The organism is Pseudomonas oryzihabitans (assembly GCF_014522265.1).
In the GTDB taxonomy this organism is placed as follows: domain Bacteria; phylum Pseudomonadota; class Gammaproteobacteria; order Pseudomonadales; family Pseudomonadaceae; genus Chryseomonas; species Chryseomonas aestiva.
The window spans coordinates 3,829,324-3,854,174 of record NZ_CP017024.1 but is presented as its reverse complement, the minus strand read 5'-3'; the positions used below and the strand labels follow the sequence as shown (position 1 = coordinate 3,854,174).

General features: G+C 64.2%; 15 protein-coding genes and 1 pseudogene. 12 read left to right on the top strand and 4 right to left on the bottom strand.

All coding sequences use genetic code 11. From position 1 onward, the window contains the following. Positions 1-176: 176 nt before the first annotated feature. Entirely contained in the window at positions 177-1,400 is a 1,224-nt protein-coding gene (locus tag BGI51_RS17890; protein ID WP_187979192.1) for an acyl-CoA dehydrogenase family protein, read from the top strand. Positions 1,401-1,502: 102 nt separating this feature from the next. Then, a complete protein-coding gene (locus tag BGI51_RS23800; protein ID WP_256664572.1) occupies positions 1,503-1,637 on the top strand; it encodes a hypothetical protein in 135 nt (44 codons plus the stop codon). 200 nt (positions 1,638-1,837) lie between these two features. Here BGI51_RS23800 and BGI51_RS17885 read toward each other — a convergent pair whose 3' ends face one another. Then, entirely contained in the window at positions 1,838-2,209 is a 372-nt protein-coding gene (locus BGI51_RS17885) for a response regulator (RefSeq protein WP_027599241.1), read from the bottom strand. A 334-nt stretch (positions 2,210-2,543) separates the two neighbouring features. Between BGI51_RS17885 and BGI51_RS17880 the strand changes: the two genes are divergently transcribed. The 10 genes and pseudogenes from BGI51_RS17880 (at position 2,544) to BGI51_RS17830 (ending at position 18,407) form a co-directional block, all read left to right on the top strand. After that, positions 2,544-3,665 carry a mechanosensitive ion channel family protein gene (locus tag BGI51_RS17880; protein ID WP_187979191.1) on the top strand — a complete coding sequence of 374 codons (1,122 nt, stop codon included), beginning with the start codon at positions 2,544-2,546 and terminating at the stop codon, positions 3,663-3,665. A 346-nt stretch (positions 3,666-4,011) separates the two neighbouring features. Continuing rightward, positions 4,012-5,594 (top strand): annotated as a pseudogene (glgA, locus tag BGI51_RS17875) (glycogen synthase GlgA). Positions 5,595-5,827: 233 nt separating this feature from the next. Continuing rightward, entirely contained in the window at positions 5,828-7,558 is a 1,731-nt protein-coding gene (gene treZ / locus BGI51_RS17870) for a malto-oligosyltrehalose trehalohydrolase (protein WP_252977118.1), read from the top strand. Continuing rightward, a complete protein-coding gene (gene malQ, locus BGI51_RS17865; protein ID WP_187979190.1) occupies positions 7,555-9,621 on the top strand; it encodes a 4-alpha-glucanotransferase in 2,067 nt (688 codons plus the stop codon). The genes treZ and malQ overlap by 4 nt, the downstream gene beginning before the upstream one ends. Then, positions 9,618-12,425, top strand: coding sequence for a malto-oligosyltrehalose synthase (treY, locus tag BGI51_RS17860; RefSeq protein WP_187979189.1), 2,808 nt, complete (start codon positions 9,618-9,620; stop codon positions 12,423-12,425). Before malQ ends, treY begins: the two co-directional genes overlap by 4 nt. Then, positions 12,422-12,925: a DUF2934 domain-containing protein gene (locus BGI51_RS23595; protein WP_252977117.1), complete on the top strand. Its 504-nt coding sequence runs from the start codon at positions 12,422-12,424 to the stop codon at positions 12,923-12,925. The genes treY and BGI51_RS23595 overlap by 4 nt, the downstream gene beginning before the upstream one ends. Before the next feature lie 248 nt (positions 12,926-13,173). After that, positions 13,174-15,363: a glycogen debranching protein GlgX gene (gene glgX / locus BGI51_RS17845; protein ID WP_252977116.1), complete on the top strand. Its 2,190-nt coding sequence runs from the start codon at positions 13,174-13,176 to the stop codon at positions 15,361-15,363. Next, the gene (locus BGI51_RS17840) at positions 15,360-16,121 is read left to right on the top strand and encodes an endonuclease/exonuclease/phosphatase family protein (protein ID WP_133861799.1); all 762 of its coding nucleotides are present in this window, start codon (positions 15,360-15,362) and stop codon (positions 16,119-16,121) included. The genes glgX and BGI51_RS17840 overlap by 4 nt, the downstream gene beginning before the upstream one ends. After that, entirely contained in the window at positions 16,118-17,290 is a 1,173-nt protein-coding gene (clsB, locus tag BGI51_RS17835) for a cardiolipin synthase ClsB (RefSeq protein WP_356593119.1), read from the top strand. The genes BGI51_RS17840 and clsB overlap by 4 nt, the downstream gene beginning before the upstream one ends. A 70-nt stretch (positions 17,291-17,360) precedes the next feature. Continuing rightward, on the top strand, positions 17,361-18,407 hold the full coding sequence (locus BGI51_RS17830) for a lysylphosphatidylglycerol synthase transmembrane domain-containing protein (protein ID WP_252977115.1): 1,047 nt from the start codon (positions 17,361-17,363) through the stop codon (positions 18,405-18,407). A 7-nt stretch (positions 18,408-18,414) separates the two neighbouring features. Here the strand turns inward: BGI51_RS17830 and BGI51_RS17825 are convergent, their stop codons facing one another. From BGI51_RS17825 to treS, 3 genes are all read right to left on the bottom strand, one after another. Then, positions 18,415-19,140 (bottom strand): polysaccharide lyase family 7 protein, encoded by a 726-nt coding sequence (locus BGI51_RS17825; RefSeq protein ID WP_187979187.1) that lies wholly within the window; start codon positions 19,138-19,140, stop codon positions 18,415-18,417. An 89-nt stretch (positions 19,141-19,229) separates the two neighbouring features. Further along, positions 19,230-21,449, bottom strand: a complete 2,220-nt coding sequence (glgB, locus tag BGI51_RS17820) for a 1,4-alpha-glucan branching protein GlgB (RefSeq protein WP_187979186.1) — start codon at positions 21,447-21,449, stop codon at positions 19,230-19,232. Next, complete coding sequence (gene treS / locus BGI51_RS17815) at positions 21,446-24,775, bottom strand: maltose alpha-D-glucosyltransferase (RefSeq protein ID WP_133861804.1); 3,330 nt, start codon at positions 24,773-24,775, stop codon at positions 21,446-21,448. Before treS ends, glgB begins: the two co-directional genes overlap by 4 nt. Positions 24,776-24,851: the final 76 nt, after the last annotated feature.

Below are 24,851 nucleotides of genomic sequence, written 5' to 3'. Positions count from 1 at the left end.
ACGCGCATCCGATACCGTGCGACAGCGCGGGTATCCCTCGTCGGCACCCTCGGCCGTCGACTGGTAGCGGCGATGGTGCTGATCGGCTGCACCCGAGCCGCCCATACCGAGCTGGCTCGTCTTGGGCTCGCGCTTCCCCACTCTCTGCTGACACGACCAGAAGGATTTTCTTTTCCATGAGCATCATTTCCGCAGGCTGGGGCGCCGGCCCTTCCGCGCGTCACGCCGAACTCTCGGCCCGCTTTCTGCCGCTGTTCCAGCGTATTCGCGCGGGCGCCATAGAACGCGAGGTGCAGCGGCGACTGCCGGTCGAAGAATTGGCCTGGCTGAAGGCGGCCGGTTTCACCGCCTTGCGGTTGCCGGTCGAGCATGGCGGTGCGGGCGTCACCCTGCCGGAATTGTTTGCCCTGCTCATCGAACTGGGCGAGGCCGATTCCAATCTGGTGCAGGCGTTGCGCGGTCACATGGGCTTTGTCGAGGGCTTGCTCAACAGCGATGACCAGGCACGCCGCAGCCGCTGGTTCGCCCGTATCGCCGCGGGTGAAACCCTGGGTCCGGCCTCCAGCGAGGTCGGCGATGCCCGGCGGGCCGAATTCAGTACCCGCGTGCGTCGGGAGGGTGACGCCCTGCTGCTTTCGGGCACCAAGTTCTATACCACGGGTTCGCTCTATGCGGACTGGATCGACGTGGGCGCCACCGATGACGCCGGCAATCGCGTCATGGCGACCATCCGCCGCGACGCTCCCGGCGTAGCGGTGGTGGATGACTGGAATGGCTTCGGCCAGACGCTGACCGCCAGCGGCACGGCCACCTTTACCAACGTGCGGGTAGCGCCTGGGGACGTGGTCACGGTAGGCGAGCGCTTCCGCTATTCGCCGGGCTTCTTCCAAGTCTTCCACCTCGCCAACCTGGCGGGCATGGGGCGGGCCATGAGCAGCGAGGTGGCGGCTGCGGTCGCCGCTCGCACCCGCACCTTCACCATTGGTAATGCCGACCGGGTCAGCCAGGATCCACAGGTATTGGCAGTGGTAGGCCAGGTGCGCAGCGCCGCCTACTGCGCCGGGGTGATCGCCCTGAAGAATGCCGAAGCGCTGCAGCGCGTGCATGACCTCAGGCAGGCGGATGACCAGGCGGCCGAGGATCGCGCGGTGGAACTGGCCGAACTGGAGGTCTGCCAGTCGCTCAATGTGGTTACGGACCTGATCATCGATGCCTCCGGACGCCTCTTCGACGCTCTGGGCGCCTCGGCCACGCTGAGACCGCAGGGACTGGATCGCTTCTGGCGCAATGCCCGTACCCTCGCCTCCCATAATCCGCGCATCTACAAGGATCGCATCGTCGGCGACTTCGCGGTCAACGGCACGCCGCCCCCACCGCAGTGGAAGATCGGCGTCGCCTAGGGGCCGAAGCCGCCGGAAATGCCGACGAGAGCCGCCCTGCCCCGCTGTTCGCCGCCCCCGGCGATGCTTTAAGCTCGCCGGCTTTCCTCCTGGAGCGGTGTCATGGAAAGGTCGCGCAGCAATCGTCAGGCCGTATGGAAGGCTATCAAGGATCCGCGCTTCATCCCCGTTGCCGTGGCGGCGGTGTGCATCGTGCTGTTCTTCGTCCTGGGGTTGGTCGACGTCCTGGGCAACTGATCGCCACGCTGAGACGCTGGCCTATCCCTGCCACGGGATGGGCCATCACAGCGCGGGGCGCGGCCCGTGGGGGCTATTACCTGGATCCTTTTCCCGGGCCAGAGGCCTTGCGCCAGGTTGGCGAGCCGGGAAGCCAGGTGAAGGTATGAACTGCAAAAAGCGCGAAAAGCGGCCTGGAACCAGGCCGCGGAGGACAGCAATCAGCCTTTGCGCTGATTGAGGAAGCGGAAGCAGCCGGCCAGCAGATCATCGAAGCGCCACGGCTTGGGCAGATAGTAGATATCCGGTGCGCGTTCAGGCTGGAGTTCTTCGAAATAACCCGAGGAGACGATGATGGGCAGACCCGGCAGCTGCTGCTTGACGCGACGCGCCAGCTCCAGACCGTCGATGGCACCCGGCATGCGGACATCGGTGATCAGCAGATCCGGCGTCGGACGCGCACTCGACAGGTATTCCCAGGCTTGGTCCGCGGTACCGAAGGTGTGCACCTGAAAGCCTTCGCCTTCGAGCACCTCTTCCATCAGCCCGAGCAACATGTTCTCGTCTTCGACAACCACTACCACTGGCTTCATAAATCCGTCTCGATCTCCGCAGGTCCGCCATCTGACTGGACGTATCTCGTTGGGGCGCGAATTCTACTCCTATCCTGCGTCCGCTGCGCACTCTCCTCTAAGCTTAGACGCGAGGTGCGACATCCTGCCCCACTGATCGACAGAAAAGCCTGCCGGGAGCGGAACAGGTTTTTTCCTACAGGGGTGGTATTAATTGGCAGGGTATTTTGCCGCTTCCTCGGGGAACCGTGGCGAAGCCCCTCAGTCGGAAAACAGGTATCTCGAAAGGCTTCCCGCGATTCCTCCGCGTCAGCTTTTCAGGATCCCGGGAAGCCGTCTGCTTGAGGAAATGCGTATGACGGCCATCGACTGGACAGGTTGGCTCAACGCCCCCTGGATCACCACGCTGATCGCGGCGGGGGTCGCCCTGCTGATCAGCAGCATCCTCCTGATAGTGGCGTTTGCGGCCATCCGCCGGCTGGCCAATCCCTTTTTGCTGGCGCGCAACCTGGTGAAGCACGCCGAGAAGCCAGCGCGGCTGGCGGTCCCTCTGGTGGTGTTGCAAGGTGTCTGGAATTCCGCACCCGATGCCCTGCCGCTGTTGCGTGCGGTACAGCATCTCACCGGCCTGCTGAGCATCGCTGCCTTCACCTGGCTGGGTCTCAGGGCGGTCAAGGCCGTCGGAGCCACCATCGCCCTGCGCAATCCCGTGGATGTGGTGGACAACCTGCGGGCACGGCGAATCCAGACGCAGAATCGGGTGCTGGTACGCAGCCTCAGCTTCGTCGTGCTGCTGGTAGGTATCGCCCTGATGCTGATGACTTTTCCCGCGGTTCGCCAGGTGGGCGCGAGCCTGCTCGCCTCCGCTGGTGTCGCCGGCCTGGTCGCGGGTATCGCCGCACGCCCGGTACTGGGCAATCTCATCGCCGGTCTGCAGATCGCCGTGACGCAGCCGATCCGGCTCGACGACGTGGTCATCGTCGAAGGGGAATGGGGCCGGGTGGAAGAGATCACCGGCACCTATGTGGTGGTCCGCATCTGGGACGACCGTCGCCTGGTGGTTCCCCTGCAGTACTTCATCGAGACCCCCTTCCAGAACTGGACGCGCTCCTCCTCCAGCCTGATCGGATCAGTCTTCATATGGGTTGACTATTCCCTGCCCCTGGCGCCGATCCGCACCGAATTGGAACGCGCCTGTGCCGAGGTGCCCCATTTATGGGACGAGCGTGTCTGTGTGCTGCAGGTGACCGATGCGTCCCATGATTCGATCCAGATCCGGGTGCTGGTGAGCTCCGGCGATTCCTCGAAGAACTGGGACCTGCGCTGCTTCGTGCGGGAACGGCTGATCACCTACATCAATCGTGAGTTCCCCCTCTGCCTGCCCAAGCTGCGAACCGAACTGGGACGTCGCGATGTGCTTCCCACACCACAATCCGACGAAAGGCACGACCCGGTCGTACGCCAGCCAGAAGTATGATTTATCGGCTAATTGTCTCGATCAGGCAGCCATTAAGCGGTTCACCTGCAGCTTATTTCTTAGCGCACCAAGAGTGAGCGCCAGCTTTCGGGCATGTATTTGGCAATACGAAGCAGGACCGCAACATTCGAGCAGGAAACTTGTGACGTTGTCCGAGAGTCAGTGCGAGAGCAATCTGGAATTCCGCGAAGCAGTTCTCGCCCAAATCCAGACATCTCAGAAGAGATGACCGGCAAAAAGGCTGTAGCAGCTCGGCTGTAGGCGTTTTTGAACCAGGAGCATCGAGCTTCAGGAAGAAGCAATCAGGTAAACCTCAGTCTCGAACTTGCTGCATTGGGAGCGCACCATGGCAAATGCCGTCGTGGGGAAATTTGGGGCTCTGGAGCCCGTTGAAACTGCCACTCTTTCCACCAGATCCAGCTCTCCTCGCAAGCGCACGGATGAGCCTCAGCTGACGCTGAGCTCCGTCGTCGAAAGCCGCAAACGTATCCTCTTCGTGACCCCGGAAATTTCCGACTTCGTCAAGGCCGGTGGCCTGGGCGAGGTTTCGGGCGCCCTGCCGCGCGCCCTCGCCGCCTCCCATGACGTCCGGGTGCTGATCCCCGGCTACCGTCAGGTGATGGCCGCGATCAAGGACCGTGTGCAGATGGTCGGCCGCATCGCCGCCCGTGCCGCCATGCCCGCCTGTGACATCGGTCGCGTCAATCTGGACGACGGGCTGGTCGTCTATGTATTGATCTGTCCCGAGCTGTACGAGCGCTCGGGCAATCCCTACGGCGACCTGAACGGCGCCGACTGGGCCGACAACCACATCCGTTTCGGTCGTCTGGCCAGCGCCGCGGCCGACTTCGCCCTGGGCGACGCCTCGATTCGCTGGGTGCCGGACCTGCTGCACCTCAACGACTGGCAGACCGGCCTCGCTGCTGGCTACCTGCGTTGGAAGGGTGCCAGCACCCCTTGCCTTACCACCATCCACAACCTGGCCTACCAGGGCCTGTTTCCCGCCTCGGTCATGGCCGACCTGGATATCCCCCCCATGCCTTCCAGATGGAAGGCCTCGAGTTCTGGGGCAAGGTTTCCTTTCTCAAGGCGGGCCTGGTCTATGCCGACCACATCACCACGGTCAGCCACACCTATGCCCACGAGATCACCACGCCCGAATTCGGCTGCGGCCTGGAAGGGCTGCTGCAGGTCAAGGCGCGGGAAGGCAAGCTGACCGGTCTGCTCAATGGCATCGACGATGGCTGGAGCGCCTGCAGCGATCCGCATCTGTGCCAGCAGTTCCACGAATCCGACTGGGACGGCAAGGCGGTCAACGCGGCTCGCATCCGCGAGGAATTCGGTCTCGAGCCGTCCAATGGCCCGCTGTTCGCCGTGGTCTCGCGGCTGGTCCAGCAGAAAGGCATCGATCTGACCATCCAGGCCGCCGATCACATCGTCGCCCGTGGCGGCCAGCTGATGATAATAGGTTGCGGCGAGCCGCACATCGAGCGTCAGGTGCGGGCCCTGGCCCTGCGCTACCCTGGCCGCGTCAGTGCCCACATCGGCTTCTGCGAGACGGAAGCCCGACGCATGTATGCCGGCAGCGACTTCCTGCTGATGCCCTCGCGCTTCGAGCCTTGCGGCCTGAGCCAGATGTACGCCCAGCGCTTCGCCTCCCTGCCGATCGCCACCCGCACCGGCGGTCTGGCCGACAGTATCGAGGACGGCACCACCGGCTTCCTGTTCGCCCCGCTGTCGCTTGAGAACTACATCAGCGCCATCGATCGCGCCCTGGGTGTGTTCGAACGTCAGGACCTGCTGCTGGCCATGCGGCACCGGGCCATGCAGGGCCCGTTCTTCTGGTCCGAATGCGCCAAGCCGTACGCCTCGCTTTACCTCGATCTGCTCCAGGCCACCGCGCATCAGGAGCGTCACGTCGGCGCCTGATGCCCGACGTGGCTACCAAGCGCTTTTCCTTCGCCAAAAGGCCGACGAAAAGCGCTATCCCCGCCCAACTTTGAGCAACTCTCACCGGTCATAACAGCAACTGCGGCCAACTGGGCCGCAGTGTCTTTTCTGCCGTCCGGCTTCGGGAGTTCTCTATCCATGACTGATATTTCGCGCGACGCAGCCGCGGTGACCGGGGCTATGCCTGGCAAACCCGTGCCGGTGCCACCCTGGTGGGCAAGGACCGCACCCTCTTCCACTTCTGGGCACCCAGCGCCGATGCCGTTTCGGTGGTCTTGGAAGGCGGCATGACCCTTGCCATGGAGGCCGAGCAAGACGGCTGGTTCGCGGTCGAGGCCCAGTGCGGCGCCGGTACCCGTTATCGCTATCAGATCGAGGATCTGCTGGTCCCGGATCCTGCGTCCCGCGCCCAGGCCGGCGACGTGCACGAGCCAAGCATCGTCATCGACCCTACCACCTATCACTGGCAAAGCGTCGAGTGGCAGGGTCGCCCCTGGCACGAAAGCGTCATCTACGAAGTGCATGTCGGCACCCTGGGTGGCTTTTCCGGTGTCGAGAAGCTGGTACCCCGCCTGGCCGCGCTGGGCGTCACCGCCATCGAACTGATGCCGCTGTCGGAATTTCCCGGTGATCGCAACTGGGGCTATGACGGCGTCCTGCCCTATGCGGTGGAAGCCTCCTACGGTACCCCGGACGATCTCAAGTCGCTGATCGACACCGCCCACGGCCATGGCGTCATGGTCTACCTGGACGTGGTCTACAACCACTTCGGGCCGGACGGCAACTACCTGCACGCCTACGCCGAGCGCTTCTTTCGCGAAGACATCCATACACCCTGGGGCGCCGCCATCGATTTCCGTCAGGACGCCGTGCGCCGCTACTTCATCGACAACGCCTTGATGTGGCTGATGGAGTACCGCTTCGATGGCCTGAGATTCGATGCGGTCCATGCCATCAACGACAAGGGCTTCCTCGAAGAGATGGCCGAGGAGATCCGCAGCACCGTCGAGCCGGGTCGCCACATCCACCTGATGCTGGAGAACGAAGACAACACCGCCACCCTGCTGGGCGGCAAGCACTACGACGCGCAGTGGGCGGACGACTGGCACAACGTCATCCATCCCATGCTGACCGACGAGAACGAAGGCTACTACCAGGACTTCACCGAGGACGCCACGGCCAAGCTGGTGCGCTGCCTGGGCGAAGGCTTCATTTACCAGGGCGAGCAGACCCGCCACGGCAAGGCCCGCGGTGAACCCAGCAAGGACCTGCCGGCCTCGGCCTTCGTCATCTTCCTGCAGAACCACGACCAGGTCGGCAACCGCGCCTTCGGTGAACGCCTGACCCGTCTGGCACCGGAGCCGGCGCTGAAGGCCGCCACGGCGCTCTTGCTGCTCAGTCCGATGATTCCGCTGCTGTTCATTGGCGAGGAATGGGGCAGCCGTCAGCCCTTCCTGTTCTTCACCAGTCACAACGATGAGCTGGCCGAACTGGTCCGCGATGGTCGCCGTAACGAGTTCAAGGACTTCGATTTCTTCACCAGTGAAGAGCATCGCCAGCAGATCCCCGATCCGAACGCGCCCAAGACCTTCGAGGACTCCAAGCCCAATTTCGGCGAAGCCGATCAGCCCGATCACGCTGCCTGGCTGGGGCGGTACCGCGAGCTGCTGGAGATCCGCCACCGCGAACTCTTCCCGCGTCTGGAAGGGGCGCGTCCCGCAGGCGCCGAAGCCCTGGCCGACCGCGCCGTGCGCGCGCGCTGGAGCCTCGCCGACGGCAGCCGCCTGACCATCGAACTCAATCTGAGCGACAAGGCCGTACAGCTGGACGAGGCGCCTCAGGGCGAGTTGCTGCACAGCAGCGACGCTGCAGCAACGCCTGCCCGTCAGGACGGCACGCTGACCGCGCATTCGGCACTGGTCTGGCTGGAGAAAAAGGCATGAGTGGCGATCGTCTGGAACAACTGGCCGAGGCCGCCGGCATCGCCATCGAATGGACCGCCTACGACGGCCAGCGCCAACGCGTAAGCCCGGAGGCGCTGCGCAATCTGCTCAAGGCCATCGAATTGCCGGCGGACAGTGACGCCGATATCGACGCCAGCCTGCGCAAGCTGGCCGAGGTGGGTGACAAGCACCACTTGCCGCCGCTCATCACCGCAGTGGTCGATAAACCGGTCGGTGCGCCGGACCAGTTCAGGCGCGGTGTCCGCTACCAGGTACAGCTGGAAGGCGGCGAGCGTCTGGACGGCCAGGTCGACGACCGCGGACAGCTGGCGCCGATCAGCGCCGCCGGTTATCACCAGGCCGAGGTCGATGGCGAAGCCCTGACCCTGGCCGTCGCGCCGGAACGCTGCTTCACCATCGCCGACGCCACCGGCAATGAACAGGCCCGTCTCTGGGGTCTGGCCGTGCAGCTCTACAGCCTCAGACGCGAAGGGGGCAGCGGCGCCGGCGATCTCCAGGGCCTGGTGCACTTCGCCAAGGCCGCCGGCGACAAAGGCGCCGACGCCCTGGCCATCAGCCCCTTGCACGCCATGTTCAGCGCCGATGGCAGCCGCTACAGCCCCTACTCGCCATCGAGTCGGGTGTTCTTCAATGTGCTCTATGCCGCGCCGGAGCTGGTCCTGGGTGCCGAGTCCGTACGCCAGGCCATGCAGCGCGCCGGTCTGCAGGCGGAAGCCGAGCGCTTGGAGCAGCTGGAGCTGATCGACTGGCCGGCGCTGGCCAAGCTGCGCCTGCGCCTGTTGCGCACCCTGCACCTGGATTTCCGCACCGCCGGCGGCGAGCTGCGGGAACGTTTCGAGGCCTTCCGCCGCGACGGTGGCGAGGCGCTGGAAAACCATTGTCGCTTCGAAGCCCTGCATGCCTCCTTCACCCAGGGCGCTGCCTCGCCGAGCTGGCAGCATTGGCCGCAGCAGTATCGCGACCCCAGGAACCCGGCCGTGGCCGAATTCGCCGAACGCCATGCCCAGGACGTGGAGTTCTACGCCTTCACCCAATGGCTGGCCAGCGAAGGACTGTCCGCGGCCCAGGCACAGTGCCGCGACGCGGGCATGAAGATCGGCCTGATCGCCGATATCGCCGTGGGCGCGGATGGTGGTGGCAGCCAGGCCTGGAGTCGGCAGGAAGAGTTGCTGGCCTCGGTCACCGTGGGTTGCCCACCGGACCTGCTCAACCAGAAAGGCCAGGGCTGGGGCATTTCCGCCTTCTCGCCCACCGGCATGGTCAAGCATGGCTTCCGCGCCTTCATCGAGATGCTCAGGGCCAACTTCGCCCATGCCGGCGGTGTGCGCATCGACCACGTAATGGGCCTGCAACGCCTCTGGCTGGTGCCCGAGGGCGCTTCGCCGGCCGACGGCGCCTATCTCTCCTACCCCATCGACGACCTGCTGCGACTGGTCGCCCTGGAATCCTGGCGTCATCGCTGCGTGGTCATGGGTGAAGACCTGGGGACGGTGCCCGAAGGCTTCCGCGAACGCCTGGCCGAGCGCGCCATCATGGGCATGCAGGTGCTGCTGTTCGAGCGAGATGGCAAGGCCTTCAAGCCCGCTGCGCAATGGTCGGACACAGCCATGGGCATGCCCACCACCCATGACCTGCCGACCCTTACCGGTTGGTGGCAGGGCCGCGATGCCGACTGCCAGGAGGAGCTGGGGCTGCTGCCCGATGGCACCTCGCGCCAGGACCGGCTCGACGAGCGGGCCGAGGATCGCCAATACCTGGCCAAGGTGCTGGAATTGGACGACCCCCGGGAAAGCAATGTCGAACAGGCGGTCGATGCCGCCATCGCCTTCATCGGCCGCACCCCGGCACCGCTGATCATCCTGCCGGTGGAAGACGCCCTGGGCCAGCTGGAGCAGGCCAACCTGCCCGGCACCACCAACGAACACCCCAATTGGCTGCGCCGCTGGGACGACCCGGCCGAGCGCCTGCTGAACGCTGCTACCCCTAAACGACGCCTGAGCGTGCTGAGCACTGCGCGTAATAATCCGGAGAACACTCGATGAGTCGCTTGCGCGCTACCGTACGCCTGCAGTTCCACAAGGACTTCACCTTCGACGATGCCCTGCCCCTGGTGGACTACTACGCCAAGCTGGGTATCAGCCACGTCTACGCCTCGCCCATCACCACCGCTCGCGCCGGCTCCGTGCACGGCTACGACGTGGTGGATCCGACCCGGGTCAACCCGGAGCTGGGCGGCGAAGACGCGCTGCGGCGCCTGGTCGCCCGCCTGCGTGAGCACGGCATGGGGCTGATCGCCGACTTCGTGCCCAACCACACCAACGTGGGCGGTTCGGAAAATGCCTGGTGGCTGGATATTCTCGAATGGGGTCGTCAGAGCCGCTATGCCGGCTTCTACGACATCAACTGGTACGGCCCGGACCCGGATCTGCAGGGCCAGGTGCTGCTGCCCTTCCTCGGTGACGCCTATGGCAACGTGCTGCAGGCCGGCGACCTCAAGCTGGTGTTCGACGCCGAGCAAGGCGCCTTCCGCGTGGAGTACTACGCCCACCACTTCCCCATCAACCCAGGCACCTATGGCCAGATCCTGCGCGAGAGCGACCTGCCCCAACTGAGCCTCTTCGCGGATGCCTTCTCGGCACGTGCCAAGGATCTGGACGAAGCCCGCGGCGCCCAGCGCCAGCTGGCGGATGCCGCCAGGGATCCCGCTGTGGCAGCGGCCATCGAGAAGGCGGTCGCCGCCTTCGATGGCAGCCAGCCGGCCAACCAGGAACGCCTGCATGCCCTGCTGGAGAGTCAGCATTATCGCCTGGCCAGCTGGCGCACCGCATCGGACGACATCAACTGGCGGCGCTTCTTCGACATCACCGAACTCGGCGGCCTGCGCATGGAGCGCCACGAGGTGTTCGAGGAGACCCATTCGCTGATCTTCCGCCTGATCAGCGAAGGCCTGCTCGACGGCCTGCGCCTGGATCACATCGACGGCCTGGCCAATCCCCGTGCCTATTGCCGCAAGCTGCGCCGTCGGGTGGACGACCTTTGCGCCAGCCGCACCGGTGGCGCGCCGGAAGATGGCTTCCCCATCTATATCGAGAAGATCCTGGCGGACGGCGAGCAGTTGCGCGAAGGCTGGGGCATCGATGGCACGACCGGCTACGAGTTCATGAACGAGGTCTCGGCGGTGCAGCATGCGGCCAGCGGCGAAGCACCGCTCCGCCGGTTCTGGGCCGAGCGGACCGGTCGTACCGAGGACTTCCTCGAAGAGGTACGGGAAGCACGGCGTCTGGTTCTCACCGGCGCGCTGTCCAGCGAATTCGAATCCGCCGTGCACACCCTGCACCTGCTCGCCCAACAGGACTGGCGTACCCGCGACACCAGTCAGGGCGCCATCCGCCGGGTGCTGCTGGAGCTGATCGTGCAGTTCAAGGTCTATCGCACCTATGCCGGCGCGGCGGGTTTCGTCGGTGCCGATGCCCAGTGGTTCGATACCGCGCTGGAGGCCGCCCGCCCCCATGTCAGCGAAGCAGAACAGCCGCTACTGGAGCAACTGCGCGCCTGGCTGGGTGGTGATGCCCCGCGGCACAAGCCCGTGGGCAGCGTGGCACGTCGCGAACAGCGCCGGGCGATCACCAAGTTCCAGCAGCTCACTTCGCCCATTGCTGCCAAGGCCGTGGAAGACACCGCCTGCTATCGCTCCGCACCGCTGCTGTCGCGCAATGACGTGGGTTTCGATCCGCAGCATTTCGCCCAGCCGGTCAGTGCCTTCCACCAGGCCAGCGGTTGGCGCGCTGAACACTTCCCGCGCAACATGCTCACCACCGCGACCCACGACCACAAGCGTGGCGAGGACACCCGCGCTCGCCTGGCGGTGGTCTCGGAACGTCCGGATGCCTACATCGCCCAGGCCACCCGCTGGATGCAGCAGGCCGCCCCGCTGCGCGGCCAGTGGAACGACGCCCCGGCGCCGACGCCGGGCGATGAACTCATGCTCTACCAGACCCTGCTCGCCAGCTGGCCACTGCATCTGCAGGCCGATGACCGGCAGGGTCTGGAGGCCTATCTGGAGCGTCTGCTGCAGTGGCAGGAAAAGGCCCTGCGCGAGGAGAAGCTGGAGTCCGACTGGTGGGCTCCGAACGGGGACTACGAAGCGGCCTGCAAGGCCTTTCTGGAAGGTCTGCTCACCGACGATCAGTACCGCGGCCTGCGCAGCGAGATCGTCACTGCGATACAGGAACTGGCGCCAGCAGGTGCCCTGAACGGCCTGGTGCAGATGCTACTGCGCAATACCGCGCCCGGCGTGCCCGACCTCTACCAGGGTGGTGAATTCTGGGACTTCAGCCTGGTGGAGCCCGACAACCGTCGCGCCGTGGACTACGCCCCGCGGCAGCAGGCGCTGACCAGGCACGCCTCGGTCGATGCTGCTCTGGATGCCTGGCAGAACGGCGAGATCAAGCAGCAGGTACTGGCTGCCGTATTGCAACTGCGCAAGCAGCGGCCGCAACTGTTCACCGAAGGTGACTATCTGCCCCTGAGCGTAGTGGGTGCCCACGCCGATCAGGTGCTGGCCTTTGCCCGTACCTGGGAACAACAGGCAGTGATCGTCATCGTGCCGGTGCATGCCTCCGAACTGCTGGAGAACAACGGAAAACTGCAATTTTCCGCGGAGGCTTGGCAGGACACCCGGATAAAACTTCCCGAAACCTTGTCCATGTACCGTTTTGGGGAAACTTTTGCCCCGGCATCTGTCCATGACCAGAAGAAAGAGCTTTCTGTCGGCGAGGTTCTGGCACGTTTTCCGCTTGGATTGCTCAGCACACAAGACATCACTCAAGGAGCCGCACCGCAATGACCCAAAAAGACGAACGCATCCAGCAGCTCGCCTATCAGATCTGGGAGTCCGAAGGACGGCCGGCTCACGAACATGATCGCCACTGGGAGATGGCGACCCGACTGTACGAAGCCGAACAGGAGGGCGTGGCCAAGAAGACCGCGGCCAAGAAGCCCCGGGCGACCAAGGCTGCAGCCAGCGCGGAAAAGCCTGTTACTAGCAAGGCCGGCACCACCGGCAAGACCAAGAGTGGCAGCGAGAAGGCCGCTACCGAAGACGCAGCTGCCGGTGAGTCCGTGACCGAGAAGGTCGAGTCGGCCGCCAAGAAGGTTGCCAGCAAGGTCAAGCAGGCGGTCAAGCCCAGTGCAGGCAAGACCGGTGCGAGCAAGGCCCCGGCCAGTAACGCCAAGGCTGACGCCAACGTCGAGGCCACCGGCGTAGGTGTGGCACCGGCCACGCCCAAGAAGCCGCGCGCTTCCCGTGCCAAGGCGGCCACGGCCAAGCCTGCCGCCACCGAGTGATGTGATGTTCCGGCCTGGCCGTTCGGCCAGGCCTTCCCCTGCCGCCTCGCTGCGGTGTTCGCGTTACCGCTGTTCTCCTGATTTTTCCTGAAAAAACAACGCTTTGTCGGTTCGCCATCAGGGCCCGGAACTGCGCTGCGTCGGGCCTTTCATATACAGGTAGCCGGATCTGTATCGATTCAGCCACCGGCAGGTATTGAGAGCCGAGTCAGAGCTACTTCCTTCCTAGCTATCCCGAGAGCGTCGAAATGACATCAACCGATTCCAACAAGCCCTTAACCGAAGCGACCGCGTTCATCAGCAAGTCCAAGTCTCGTGTTCGTGAAGGCCTGCCCTATCCCCTGGGCGCTACCTGGGACGGCTCCGGCGTGAACTTCGCCATCTTTTCCGCCAACGCCACCAAGATAGAACTCTGTCTCTTCGACGACGAAGGCAAGGAAGAAATCGAACGCATCGAGCTGCCGGAATTCACCAACGAGATCTGGCACGGCTACCTGCCCGATGCCCGTCCCGGCACCCTCTACGGTTACCGCGTACACGGCCCCTATGAGCCGCAGAATGGCCATCGCTTCAACCACAACAAGCTGCTGATCGATCCCTACGCCAAGCAGATCGTCGGTGAGCTGGAGTGGAACGATGCCCTGTTCGGCTACACCATCGGCCATGCCGATGGCGACCTGTCTTTCGACGAGCGCGACAGCGCCCCCTTCATGCCGCGCTGCCGGGTGATCGACCCGGCCTTCACCTGGGGCAACACCACCCATCCGCGTGTCCCGCGTGACCGCACCGTGTTCTACGAGACCCATGTCCGCGGCTACACCATGCAGCACCCGGCAGTGCCCGAGAACGCTCGAGGCACCTTCTCCGGCCTGCAGGAAAGCGAAGTCATCGATTACATTAAGTCGCTCGGCGTGACCTCCGTCGAGCTGATGCCGATCCACTACTTCCTCGATGACAACCACCTGCTGGAAAAGGGCCTGAGAAACTTCTGGGGCTACAACACCCTGGCCTTCTTCGCCCCGCACTCGCGCTACATGGCCAGCCAGTCCATCGGCGAATTCAAGGTGATGGTCGCGCGCATGCACAATGCCGGCCTCGAGGTCATCCTCGACGTGGTCTACAACCACACCGCCGAAGGCAACGAGATGGGCCCGACCCTCTCGCTGAAGGGCATCGACAACGCCAACTACTACCGCCTGATGCCCGATGATGCGCGTTACTACATCAACGATACCGGTACCGGCAACACCCTGAACATGAGCCACCCCTGCGTGCTGCAGATGGTCACCGACTCGCTGCGCTACTGGGCGACCGAGATGGGCGTGGACGGCTTCCGCTTCGATCTGGCCACCATCCTGGGCCGCGAGCCGGACGGCTTCGACGAAGGCGGCGGTTTCCTGCATGCCTGCCGTCAGGATCCCATCCTGGCCGAGACCAAGCTCATCGCCGAGCCCTGGGACTGCGGCCCCGGCGGCTATCAGGTCGGCAACTTCCCACCCGGCTGGATGGAGTGGAACGATACCTTCCGCGACACCGCGCGTGCCTTCTGGAAGGGTGACGAAGACAAGATCGGCGATTTCGCGAAGATCCTGCTGGGCTCCGGCGACAAGTTCAACCGTCGCGGTCGCAAGCCCTACTCGTCCGTGAACTTCGTGACCGCCCACGATGGCTTCACCCTGGCCGATACCGTGTCGTACAACGACAAGCACAACGAGGCCAATGGCGAAGGCAACAACGACGGCCACTCCCATAACCTGTCGTGGAACTGCGGTGTCGAGGGTGAGACCGACGATCCGGAGATCATCGAACTGCGCTATCGGCAGATGCGCAACCTGCTGGCGACCCTCTTCCTCTCCCAAGGCACGCCCATGCTGCTGGCCGGGGACGAGTTCGCGCGTACCCAGGGCGGCAACAACAACGGCTACTGCCAGGACAGCGAGATCGGCTGGGTCAACTGGGAGATCAGCGAGAAGAGCGCCGAACTGCAGGAATACGTGCGCAACCTGATCGACCTGCGTCGCCGCTATCCGCTGCTGCGTCGTAGCCGCTTCTTCACCGGTGCCTACAACGAAGAACTGGGCGTCAAGGATGTCACCTGGCTACAGCCCGGCGGCACCGAGATGGGCGACGAGCAATGGCAGGACGGCAGCAACAAGTGCATGGGCATCCTGCTCGATGGCCGTGCCCAGCCGACCGGCATTCGTCGCAAGGGCGCGGATACCTCGCTGCTGATTCTGGTCAATGCTCATTATGACGTGGTGGATTTCACCCTGCCGGAAGTCCCCATGGGCGAGCATTGGTCCCTGCAGCTGGATACCAATCAGCCTGACCTGGATGCCGGCGACGTCTTCAATTTCGGAGACACCTATCAGGTCACCGGACGCTCGGTATTGCTGTTCGAGCTGACCCAGACCAAGCGGAGGAAGCGCCAGGCATGACGAACGCGCAACAGGGTTTTTCGTTCAAGGTCCTGACCATCAACACGCACAAGGGCTTCACGTCCTTCAACCGCAAGTTCATCTTGCCGGAATTGCGCGAGGCGGTGCGGACGGTGTCAGCGGACATTGTCTTCTTGCAGGAGGTATTGGGTACCCACGAAAAGCACCCGTTGCGCTTCGAGAACTGGCCGGCGGCGCCGCAGTACGAGTTCCTGGCCGATTCGATGTGGACCGACTTCGCCTACGGGCGAAATGCGGTCTACCCGGACGGCCATCACGGTAATGCGGTGCTGTCGAAGTTTCCCATCGTCAGTTACGACAACTTCGACATTTCCATCGCCGGTCCGGAAAAGCGCGGGATGCTGCATTGCGTCCTGCGTATCCCGGATCAGGCCGTGGATCTGCACGTCATCTGCGTGCATCTGGGCCTGCGCGAGAAACATCGCCAGATGCAGATGCAGCTGATCTGCGAACACATCAATTCCCTGCCCAGCGATGCCCCCGTCGTGGTGGCAGGGGACTTCAACGACTGGCGTCAGAAGGCCAATGACATCCTTGGCCAGGGCGCGGGACTCGAAGAGGTGTTCATGAAGACCGCAGGGCGCCTGCCCAAGACCTTCCCGGCGAAGCGACCCCTGCTCTGCCTGGATCGCATCTACACGCGCAACGTCAGCGTCGGGCGCCCACAGGTGCTGGGCAATCAGCCATGGTCGCACCTGTCCGACCATGCGCCCCTGGCTGCGGACTTCCACCTATGAATTTCGAATGGCGGGACGGAAACCGCATCGCCTTGCTGGAAAACGGCGAGGACTTCTTTCCACGGGTCTTCGAGGCGATCCGCGCGGCCGAGCGCGAGGTCATCATCGAGACCTTCATCCTCTTTCACGACAAGGTCGGCAAAGCCTTGCAGAAAGAGCTGGTCGCGGCGGCCAAGCGTGGTGTTCAGGTGGACATCACCGTGGACGCCTACGGCTCGCCCGATCTGCCACGCGACTTCATTGATGAAATGGTGCATGCCGGCGTACGGTTCCGCTATTACGATCCGCGCCCCCTGGTCATGGGCATGAGGACCAATCTCTTCCGCCGCCTGCATCGCAAGATCGTGGTGGTGGACGCCCGCCTAGGGTTCATCGGCGGCATCAACTACTCCGCCGAGCACCTGGGCGACTTCGGACCCGAAGCCAAGCAGGACTACGCCGTCGAGGTCGAAGGCCCCATCGTCGATGACATCCACCGCTTCGCGCGCGACGCCATCAACTCCCCGGAGGAAACCCACCGCTGGTGGGGCAAGCGCTCGCAAAAGCCGGCCGACAACCGCAATCCCGGCAATGCCCAGGCGCTGCTGGTGTTCCGCGACAACGACGAGCATCGCGCCGACATCGAAAAGCACTACCTGGAGATGCTGCGCAACGCCAAGCGCGAGGTGGTGATTGCCAACGCCTACTTCTTCCCCGGCTATCGGCTGCTCAGGGAAATGCGCAATGCGGCGCAGCGGGGCGTCCGCGTGGTGCTGATCGTGCAGGGCGAACCGGACATGGCCATCGTTAAGGTCGGCGCGCAGATGCTTTACAACTATCTGGTCAAGGCCGGGGTGGAGATCTACGAATATTGCCTGCGCCCCCTGCACGGCAAGGTGGCGACCATGGACGAGCACTGGTCCACCGTGGGTTCGAGCAATCTCGACCCCTTGAGTCTCTCGCTCAATCTCGAATGCAACCTGATCTTCCATGACCACGTCTTCAACCGTGAATTGCGCGGTCGCCTGGAAACCCTGATCCAGAATCACTGCGAGCACGTCGACAGCAGCAAGGTACCCAAGCGCACCTACTGGCACCTGGCCAAGACGATGCTGGTCTTTCACTTCCTGCGCCACTTCCCCGCCTGGGTCGGCTGGCTGCCCGGTCATACCCCAAGATCGAACTGGTGAGTCCGCCGGTGCAGCCCGAACTCGAAACCCAGGATCGGGTCGATTCCTCGATTTCAAGGTATCCCCAACGATGAGCAGCCACAGCGACGCCCTGGATCATACCAACGACGAGGACGACCAGCAGGCTGCCGACAAGCCGCAGAATGGTCGCTGGGTGCTGGCGAAGAAGATCCTCACCTGGGTCTTCCTGATCGCGGTGGTGGTGCTGCTGGTGATCTATGCCCGCAAGGTGGACTGGGGCGAGGTCTGGAAGGTCTTCACCGGCTACAAGTGGACGACGCTAGCCATGGCCGGCGGCCTGGTGGTGCTGTCCTACATCATGTATGGCTGCTATGACCTGATCGGGCGGGCCTATTGCGGGCACAAGCTGGTCAAGCGCCAGGTGTTCCTCGTCTCCTTCATCTGCTACGCCTTCACCCTGACCCTGAGCACCTGGGTCGGCGGCATCGGCATGAGATACCGCCTCTATTCCCGCCTGGGCCTTTCCAGCGGCACCATCACCCGCATCTTTTCCCTGAGCATCGCCACCAACTGGCTCGGCTATATCCTGCTGGCCGGTGGCATCTTCGTCAGCGGCGTGGTGGACATGCCGCCCAACTGGTTCGTCGGCGATACCACCCTGCGGCTGATCGGCTTCGGCCTGCTGGCCTTCATCGTCTTCTACCTGGGCGTCTGTGCCTTCGCCAAGCAGCGCGAATGGACGGTACGCAAGCAGCGCCTCGCCCTGCCCTCGCTGCGCATGGCCTGCCTGCAGTTGCTGGTCTCCTCGATCAACTGGATGGCCATGGCGGCCATCGTCTACCTGTTCCTCGGCCGCCAGGTGGACTATCTGCATGTGCTAGGCGTGTTGTTGCTCTCCAGCATCGCCATGGTCATCGTGCATATCCCGGCTGGGGTCGGAGTGCTGGAGACGGTGTTCATCGCCCTGCTGGCCAATGACGGCCTCTCCCAGGGCAAGATCATCGCTGCGCTGCTCGGCTACCGGACGCTGTATTTCATCCTGCCGCTGCTGATCGCGGCCGTGCTCTACTTCGCCCTGGAAAGCCGGGCCAAGAAGCTCAAGGTCAGCAATGACCGACGCGAAGAGCGCAAGCAGCAGGAAAAGCACGCGACCTGAGCCAGTCTTACCGGTTGTTGGGCTGGTGCATGGAGATCAGCCGGTAGAAAAGGACCCGTCCGCCTTCGGTGGCGGGCCCCTCGCCATCGCGCAAGCGGGCACCGGCCTTGAAATACAGGTGATGGCTGCTCCAGGCGCTGTCCAGTTGCAGACCCAGGTCACCGTTGCGCGACCCGGCGCCATGGGCGCGGACGGTGAGCACGCCACTGCGGGCCAGCTTGATATCATAGCTGAAGCGGCTGTTGAGGGGCAGGCGCTCCAGCAGGATGACCTCCTTGGGGCTGTCACTGGGGCTTTCCCGCAACCGGGCGATCAACTGGCCCTGGGGGGTCTGTCCCTTGCCGGTCGCAGGGCTCTCCACGCGATAGATGAGTTGCAACAGCGCCTGGGGTGCTTCCGGCACGGCGGTCTGGTCCTCGATCTGGCTGATGATGACCTCGGGGCGTGAAGGCACCTGTTGCACCACGGCTTCAGCCTGCAGCAGGGCATCCCCTTCGCGGTATTTCCACGCATAGGCACTGCCGTCCGGGCGCGTCTCACGCAGCTCCGTGGCGGGATAGGTGTTGAAGGGTTGCGGCGTACCGGTCACCGGAACCCAAAACACCAGCGATCCCCCCTCGCCACGCGCGAGATAGGGGCTGCGAAAGCCGCTGCTGTTGAGTTCGGCGGTCTGTACCTGAGCCACGGGCATGGGTACGGGAACCGTCAGATTCCATTCGGCGAGATCGATCATGGTGTTCTCGGTTGCCAGATGCCTGACAAGCATCGCCCAGAACGGGGATGCCTGTCAGCGGAACGCGCCCCTGATGGGGCGCTCCCGGATCAGCCCTGCGGCTTGAACACCAGCAGACCCAGCGGCGGCACTTGCAGATTCAGCGAGGCCGGCTGGCCATGGGCGCCGATCTCCTCGGCCGTTATCCCGCCGCCGTTGCCCAGGTTGGAACCACCGTAGCGCTCGGCATCGCTGTTGAAGATCTCCTGCCAATGGCCCAGCGACGGCACGCCCACCCGGTAGTCGTGACGCGGTACCGGAGTGAAGTTGGCGACTACCAGCAGCGGTCGCTGCTGGGCGTCCTTGCGCAGCCAGGCGAAGACGCTGTTGCCATTGTCGTCGCCGACCACCCAGTCGAAGCCTTCGGGCAGGTGATCGCGCTCGTGCAGGGCCGGTTCGTGACGATAGAGCTGATTGAGATCGGCCAGCAGCTGCTGCACGCCCCGGTGGGTACCGTGCTCCAGCAGGAACCAGTCCAGCTCGCGATCATGACTCCACTCGCGCCATTGGCCGAATTCGCAGCCCATGAACAGCAGCTTCTTGCCCGGATGGGTCCACATGAAGCTCAGGTAGGTGCGCAGATTGGCAAATTTCTGCCAGACGTCGCCCGGCATCTTCTCGATCATCGAGCCCTTGCCGTGCACCACCTCGTCGTGGGAGATGGGCAGCATGAAACGCTCTGACCAGGCATACACCAGGCCGAAGGTCATCTGGTGGTGATGGTACTGGCGATAGACCGGGTCCTCTTCCACATAGTGCAGGGTGTCGTTCATCCAGCCCATGTTCCACTTGAAGTCGAAACCCAGGCCGCCTTCGCTGACCGGCGCACTGACGCCCGGCCAGGAGGTGGATTCCTCGGCGATCACCAGGGCACCCGGCGCTTCCTCGTGGACCACCTCGTTGAGATGACGCAGGAAGGCGATGGTTTCCAGGTTCTCGCGACCACCATGGATGTTGGGGATCCACTCGCCGTGCTTGCGCGAGTAGTCGCGGTAGAGCATGGAGGCCACGGCATCCACGCGCAGACCATCGATATGGAAGTGCTTGAGCCAGTGCATGGCCGACGCCAGCATGAAGCCGTGCACCTCATGGCGCCCCAGGTTGTAGATGTAGGTGTTCCAATCCTGGTGGAAGCCCTCGTAGGGGTGCTCGTATTCGTACAGCGCGGTGCCATCGAAGCGGGCCAGGCCGTGTTCGTCGGTCGGGAAATGCGCCGGTACCCAGTCGAGAATGACGCCGATGTCGGCCTGGTGGCAGGCGTCGACGAAGGCGGCGAAATCCGCCGGGGTGCCGAAGCGCGAGGTAGGCGCGAACTGGCCCAGGGGCTGGTAGCCCCAGGAGCCGCTGAAGGGATGCTCCATGATCGGCAACAGTTCGATATGGGTGAAGCCCATCTCGCGGATGTAGGGAATCAGGCGCTCGGCCAGTTCGCGCCAGTTGTACTGGCGCCCCTCGTCACCGCCTTCACGGCGCCAGGACCCGGCGTGCAGTTCGTAGACCGAGATGGGCGCTTCCACACCCTGCAGCTCGCGACGGCGAGCCATCCAGTCCTGGTCGTGCCAGGTGAAGGGCTTGTTGTCGGCCACCACCGAGGCGGTGCGCGGTGGCAATTCCGCGGCCAGGGCGATGGGATCGGCCTTGAGCGGCAACACGCCGTGCTGGCCGAGAATCTCGTACTTGTAGGCCGTGCCCACCGGCAGACGCGGCACGAAGAGCTCCCAGACACCGCTGTTGGCGCGCAGGCGCATGGGCAGACGGCGCCCGTCCCAGCTGTTGAAGTCGCCGACCACCGAGACGCGCCGGGCATTGGGCGCCCAGACCGCGAAGCGCACGCCCTCCACGCCGTCGACCTGGCAGCGCTGGGCGCCAAAGGTCTCGCCGAGATTGCGGTGGCGGCCTTCGTTGAACAGGTAGAGATCGGTTTCTCCCAGCAGCAGCCCGAAGGAATAGGGATCCTCTGTCTCCTGCACGCCGCTGGGCCAGCGGATGACCAGCTTGTAGGGCGCGGCGTAGTCGAGCCGCGCGACGAACAGCCCGGGCACCCGCCCGGGTTGCATCTGGGCCAGCGACCGACCGCTGACGCGATCGACCAGCTCTGCGCCCAGGGCATTGGGCAGGAAGGCGCGGACGATCAGGCCCTCGCCATCGGGATGGGGACCGAGCACGGCGAAGGGATTGCCGTGCTCGCCACGGGCCAGGGACTCGGCCTCGGCAGCCGAGAGCCGGGCGTCGTCCAGCGGAGCGACAGGAACGGTGTTGTGATCGGTCATGCGCGGGCTCCGGACAAAAGGGTCTCGACGATGGCGGCAACGCCCCGTAGCGGGATGTTGATCCAGGTGGGTCGGTTGGCAGCCTCGTAGCCTATCTCATAGACCGCCTTCTCCAGGCTGTAGAGATCCAGCGCCGCCTGCTCGCCCCGCTCGCTCCACTGGTGGCCGATGTCGGCCGCCGCAGCGCGATAGCCTTCCAGGAAGGCCGCGTAGGAAGCATTGCGGTAGGTCTCTGCTGCCTTGGCACGCAGTTGCAGGTGCTCTTCCGAGGTGTCCGCGCCGGCGTTGCTCGACTGGGTGACCATGGCCGCCGCGTAGTCGAAGGAGCGCAGTACCCCGGCGACGTCCTTGTGCGGACCGTACTTGCCGCGACGTTCTTCCAACGACCGTGCCGGCTCGCCTTCGAAGTCGATGAGGATGGCGTCGTCCTGGGCCACCAGCACCTGACCCAGGTGCAGATCGCCGTGGACGCGGATACGCAGACCGCCCTCGACATCGGCCGCCAGGGCCTCGATGCGCTTGGCCAGGGCTTCGCGCTTGCCGACCAGGCCCTGCAGCAGGGACTTGCCAGTGGCGTCGAGCTGATCGCCCATGCCCTGCAGGGTATCCAGGGCGTTGTCCACCTGGAGGCGAACGCGATGCGCCAGGTCCTTGGCCGCCTGGGCGTCCACGGTTTCGGGAGCGAAGGCCGCATCCTCGGTGGGCTGCGCCAGCACGAGATGCATCTCGCCCAGACGCTTGCCCAGCACGCCGGCGAAGGCCGTCAGATCGCCCATGGCGGTGAATTCGTTCTCCACGTCGGAGATGCCGCCGCTGAGCAGGTCACGGGTGACGCGATCCAGACCGTCGAGGCTCCAGGTCCAGGCATCACCCTGGTTGTGGATGTGCTGCTGGACCAGCATCAGCACGTGCGGCGTGCCGTCCGCCGCGATGCGCTGGGCGACGGCATGGGTCGCGGCGATGTTGGCGAACCCGGCCTGGGCCAGGTAGCGTCCCATCTCCACTTCCGGGTGGATACCCGGCGCCACCTTGCGGATCAGTTTGAGCATCAGGTGGTCGCCGACGATCAGCGAACTGTTGGACTGCTCGACGCCCAGGTGCTTGATCTCGATGTCCGGATCCAGTGCGAAGTCCTCAGCCTGGTCGTAGACCTCGAAACTCAGGTCCCCGGCAGGGGACGCCAGCCTGGCACCCTTGCGGAAGGCATCGAAGACGCCGTGCACGAAGCTGGTGAGGGCGAAGGCGTCGGTCACCAGGCCCACTCGCCGCACGTGACGGATGCGGGAAAGCGCCAGCTGGGTGGCCAGCGGGCTGCAATGCTGGTCCTCCTCGGCAAGGAAGCCCAGGGGCAAGGCATAGCGTTCTTCACCCTTGGCATTGGTCACCACCACCTCGCTGAACATCACCGGCAGTTTGGGCGTGTTGATCTGCACGGCATAGTCCAGCCGCACACCAGTGATCGCCTCGTCCTTGGAACCGAACCAGCGACGCTTGGGCAGATAGACCGGCAGCACCTCTTCGAAGATGCGGCGCGGCTCGCCGTCCAGCAGTTCCTGCAGATTGCGCTTGATGACCACCGTCTGGTAGTCGGGCATCGGTGCCGGCGGCTCGGTGTGCCAGGCGGGCATCTGCTCGTTGCCGGCCAGGTAGAACCAGTAGAAGCCATAGGGCGGCAGGGTCAGCATGTAGGGCAGCTGGCCGATGGGCGGGAAGGCGCTGCCACCGATCATTTCCACCGGTACCTGGCCGGCGAAGCTGGACAGGTCCAGTTCTACCGCCTGGGCAGCGCGGGAGACGTTGGCCACGCAGAGGATGGTCTCGTGCTCGCCCTGGGCATTGGTGAAGTCGCGCAGGTAGGCCAGGATGCGTCTGTTGGTAGGCGACAGCATCTTCAGGGTGCCGCGACCGAAGGCCTTCTGCTGCTTGCGCACGGCCAGCATGCGCCGCGTCCAGTTGAGCAGCGAATGGGGATCGCGCGACTGGGCCTCGACGTTGATCGCCTGGTAGCCGTAGAGCGGGTCCATGATCGAGGGCAGCACCAGGCTGGCCGGGTCGGCCCGGGAGAAGCCGCCGTTGCGGTCGACCGACCACTGCATCGGCGTCCGCACGCCATCGCGATCGCCCAGGTGGATGTTGTCACCCATGCCGATTTCGTCGCCGTAATACATCGTCGGGGTACCGGGCATCGACAGCAGCAGGCTGTTGAGCAGCTCGATACGCCGGCGATCGCGTTCCAGCAGGGGCGCCAGGCGGCGACGGATGCCGAGGTTGATGCGCGCACGGCGATCCGAGGCGTAGTAGTTCCAGAGATAGTCCCGCTCGCGGTCGGTCACCATCTCCAGGGTCAGTTCATCATGGTTGCGCAGGAAGATCGACCACTGGCAGTTGGCCGGGATCTCCGGCGTCTGGCGCAGGATATCGGTGATGGGGAAGCGGTCTTCCTGGGCGATGGCCATGTACATGCGCGGCATCAGCGGAAAGTGGAAGGCCATGTGGCATTCGTCGCCATCGCCGAAATACAGCTGGGTGTCTTCCGGCCACTGGTTGGCCTCGGCCAGCAGCATGCGGTCGGGATAGTTGGCGTCGATCTCGGCGCGAATCTCCTTGAGCACCACGTGGGTCTCGGGAAGGTTCTCGTTGTTGGTACCGTCGCGCTCCACCAGATAGGGAATGGCGTCCAGGCGCAGGCCGTCGACACCCAGATCCAGCCAGTACCTCATGATCGAGATGACAGCCTTCATGACCTGGGGATTGTCGAAGTTGAGGTCCGGCTGGTGGGAATAGAAGCGGTGCCAGAAGTACTGGCCGGCGACCGGGTCCCAGGTCCAGTTGGACTTCTCGGTGTCGAGGAAGATGATGCGGGTGCCATCGTACTTCTGGTCGTCGTCGGACCAGACGTAGAAGTTGCGCGCCGCCGAGCCCTTCTTGGCGCGCCGGGCGCGCTGGAACCAGGGGTGCTGGTCGGAGGTGTGGTTGATGACCAGCTCGGTGATCACCCGCAGGCCACGGGCATGGGCCTCGGCGATGAAACGCTTGGCATCGGCCATGGTGCCGTAGTCGGGATGGATCCCGCGGTACTCGGCGATGTCGTAGCCGTCGTCGCGCCGCGGCGAGGGGTAGAACGGCAGCAGCCAGATGGTGTTGACGCCCAGGCTGGCGATGTAGTCCAGCTTGTCGATCAGGCCGGGGAAGTCGCCGATGCCATCGTTGTTGGAGTCGAAGAACGACTTCACGTGCACCTGGTAGATGATCGCATCCTTGTACCAGAGCGGATCGTCGATGAAGGCGGCGGGTTTGCGGGAGCGAGCTTTATTGGGTTTTGCCATGTCGTCAGGTCCTTAACAGGGCGTCTGAAGCGTATGCGTGCACCGGTCGTCGAGGCCGTCCGGCGATGATGACGGA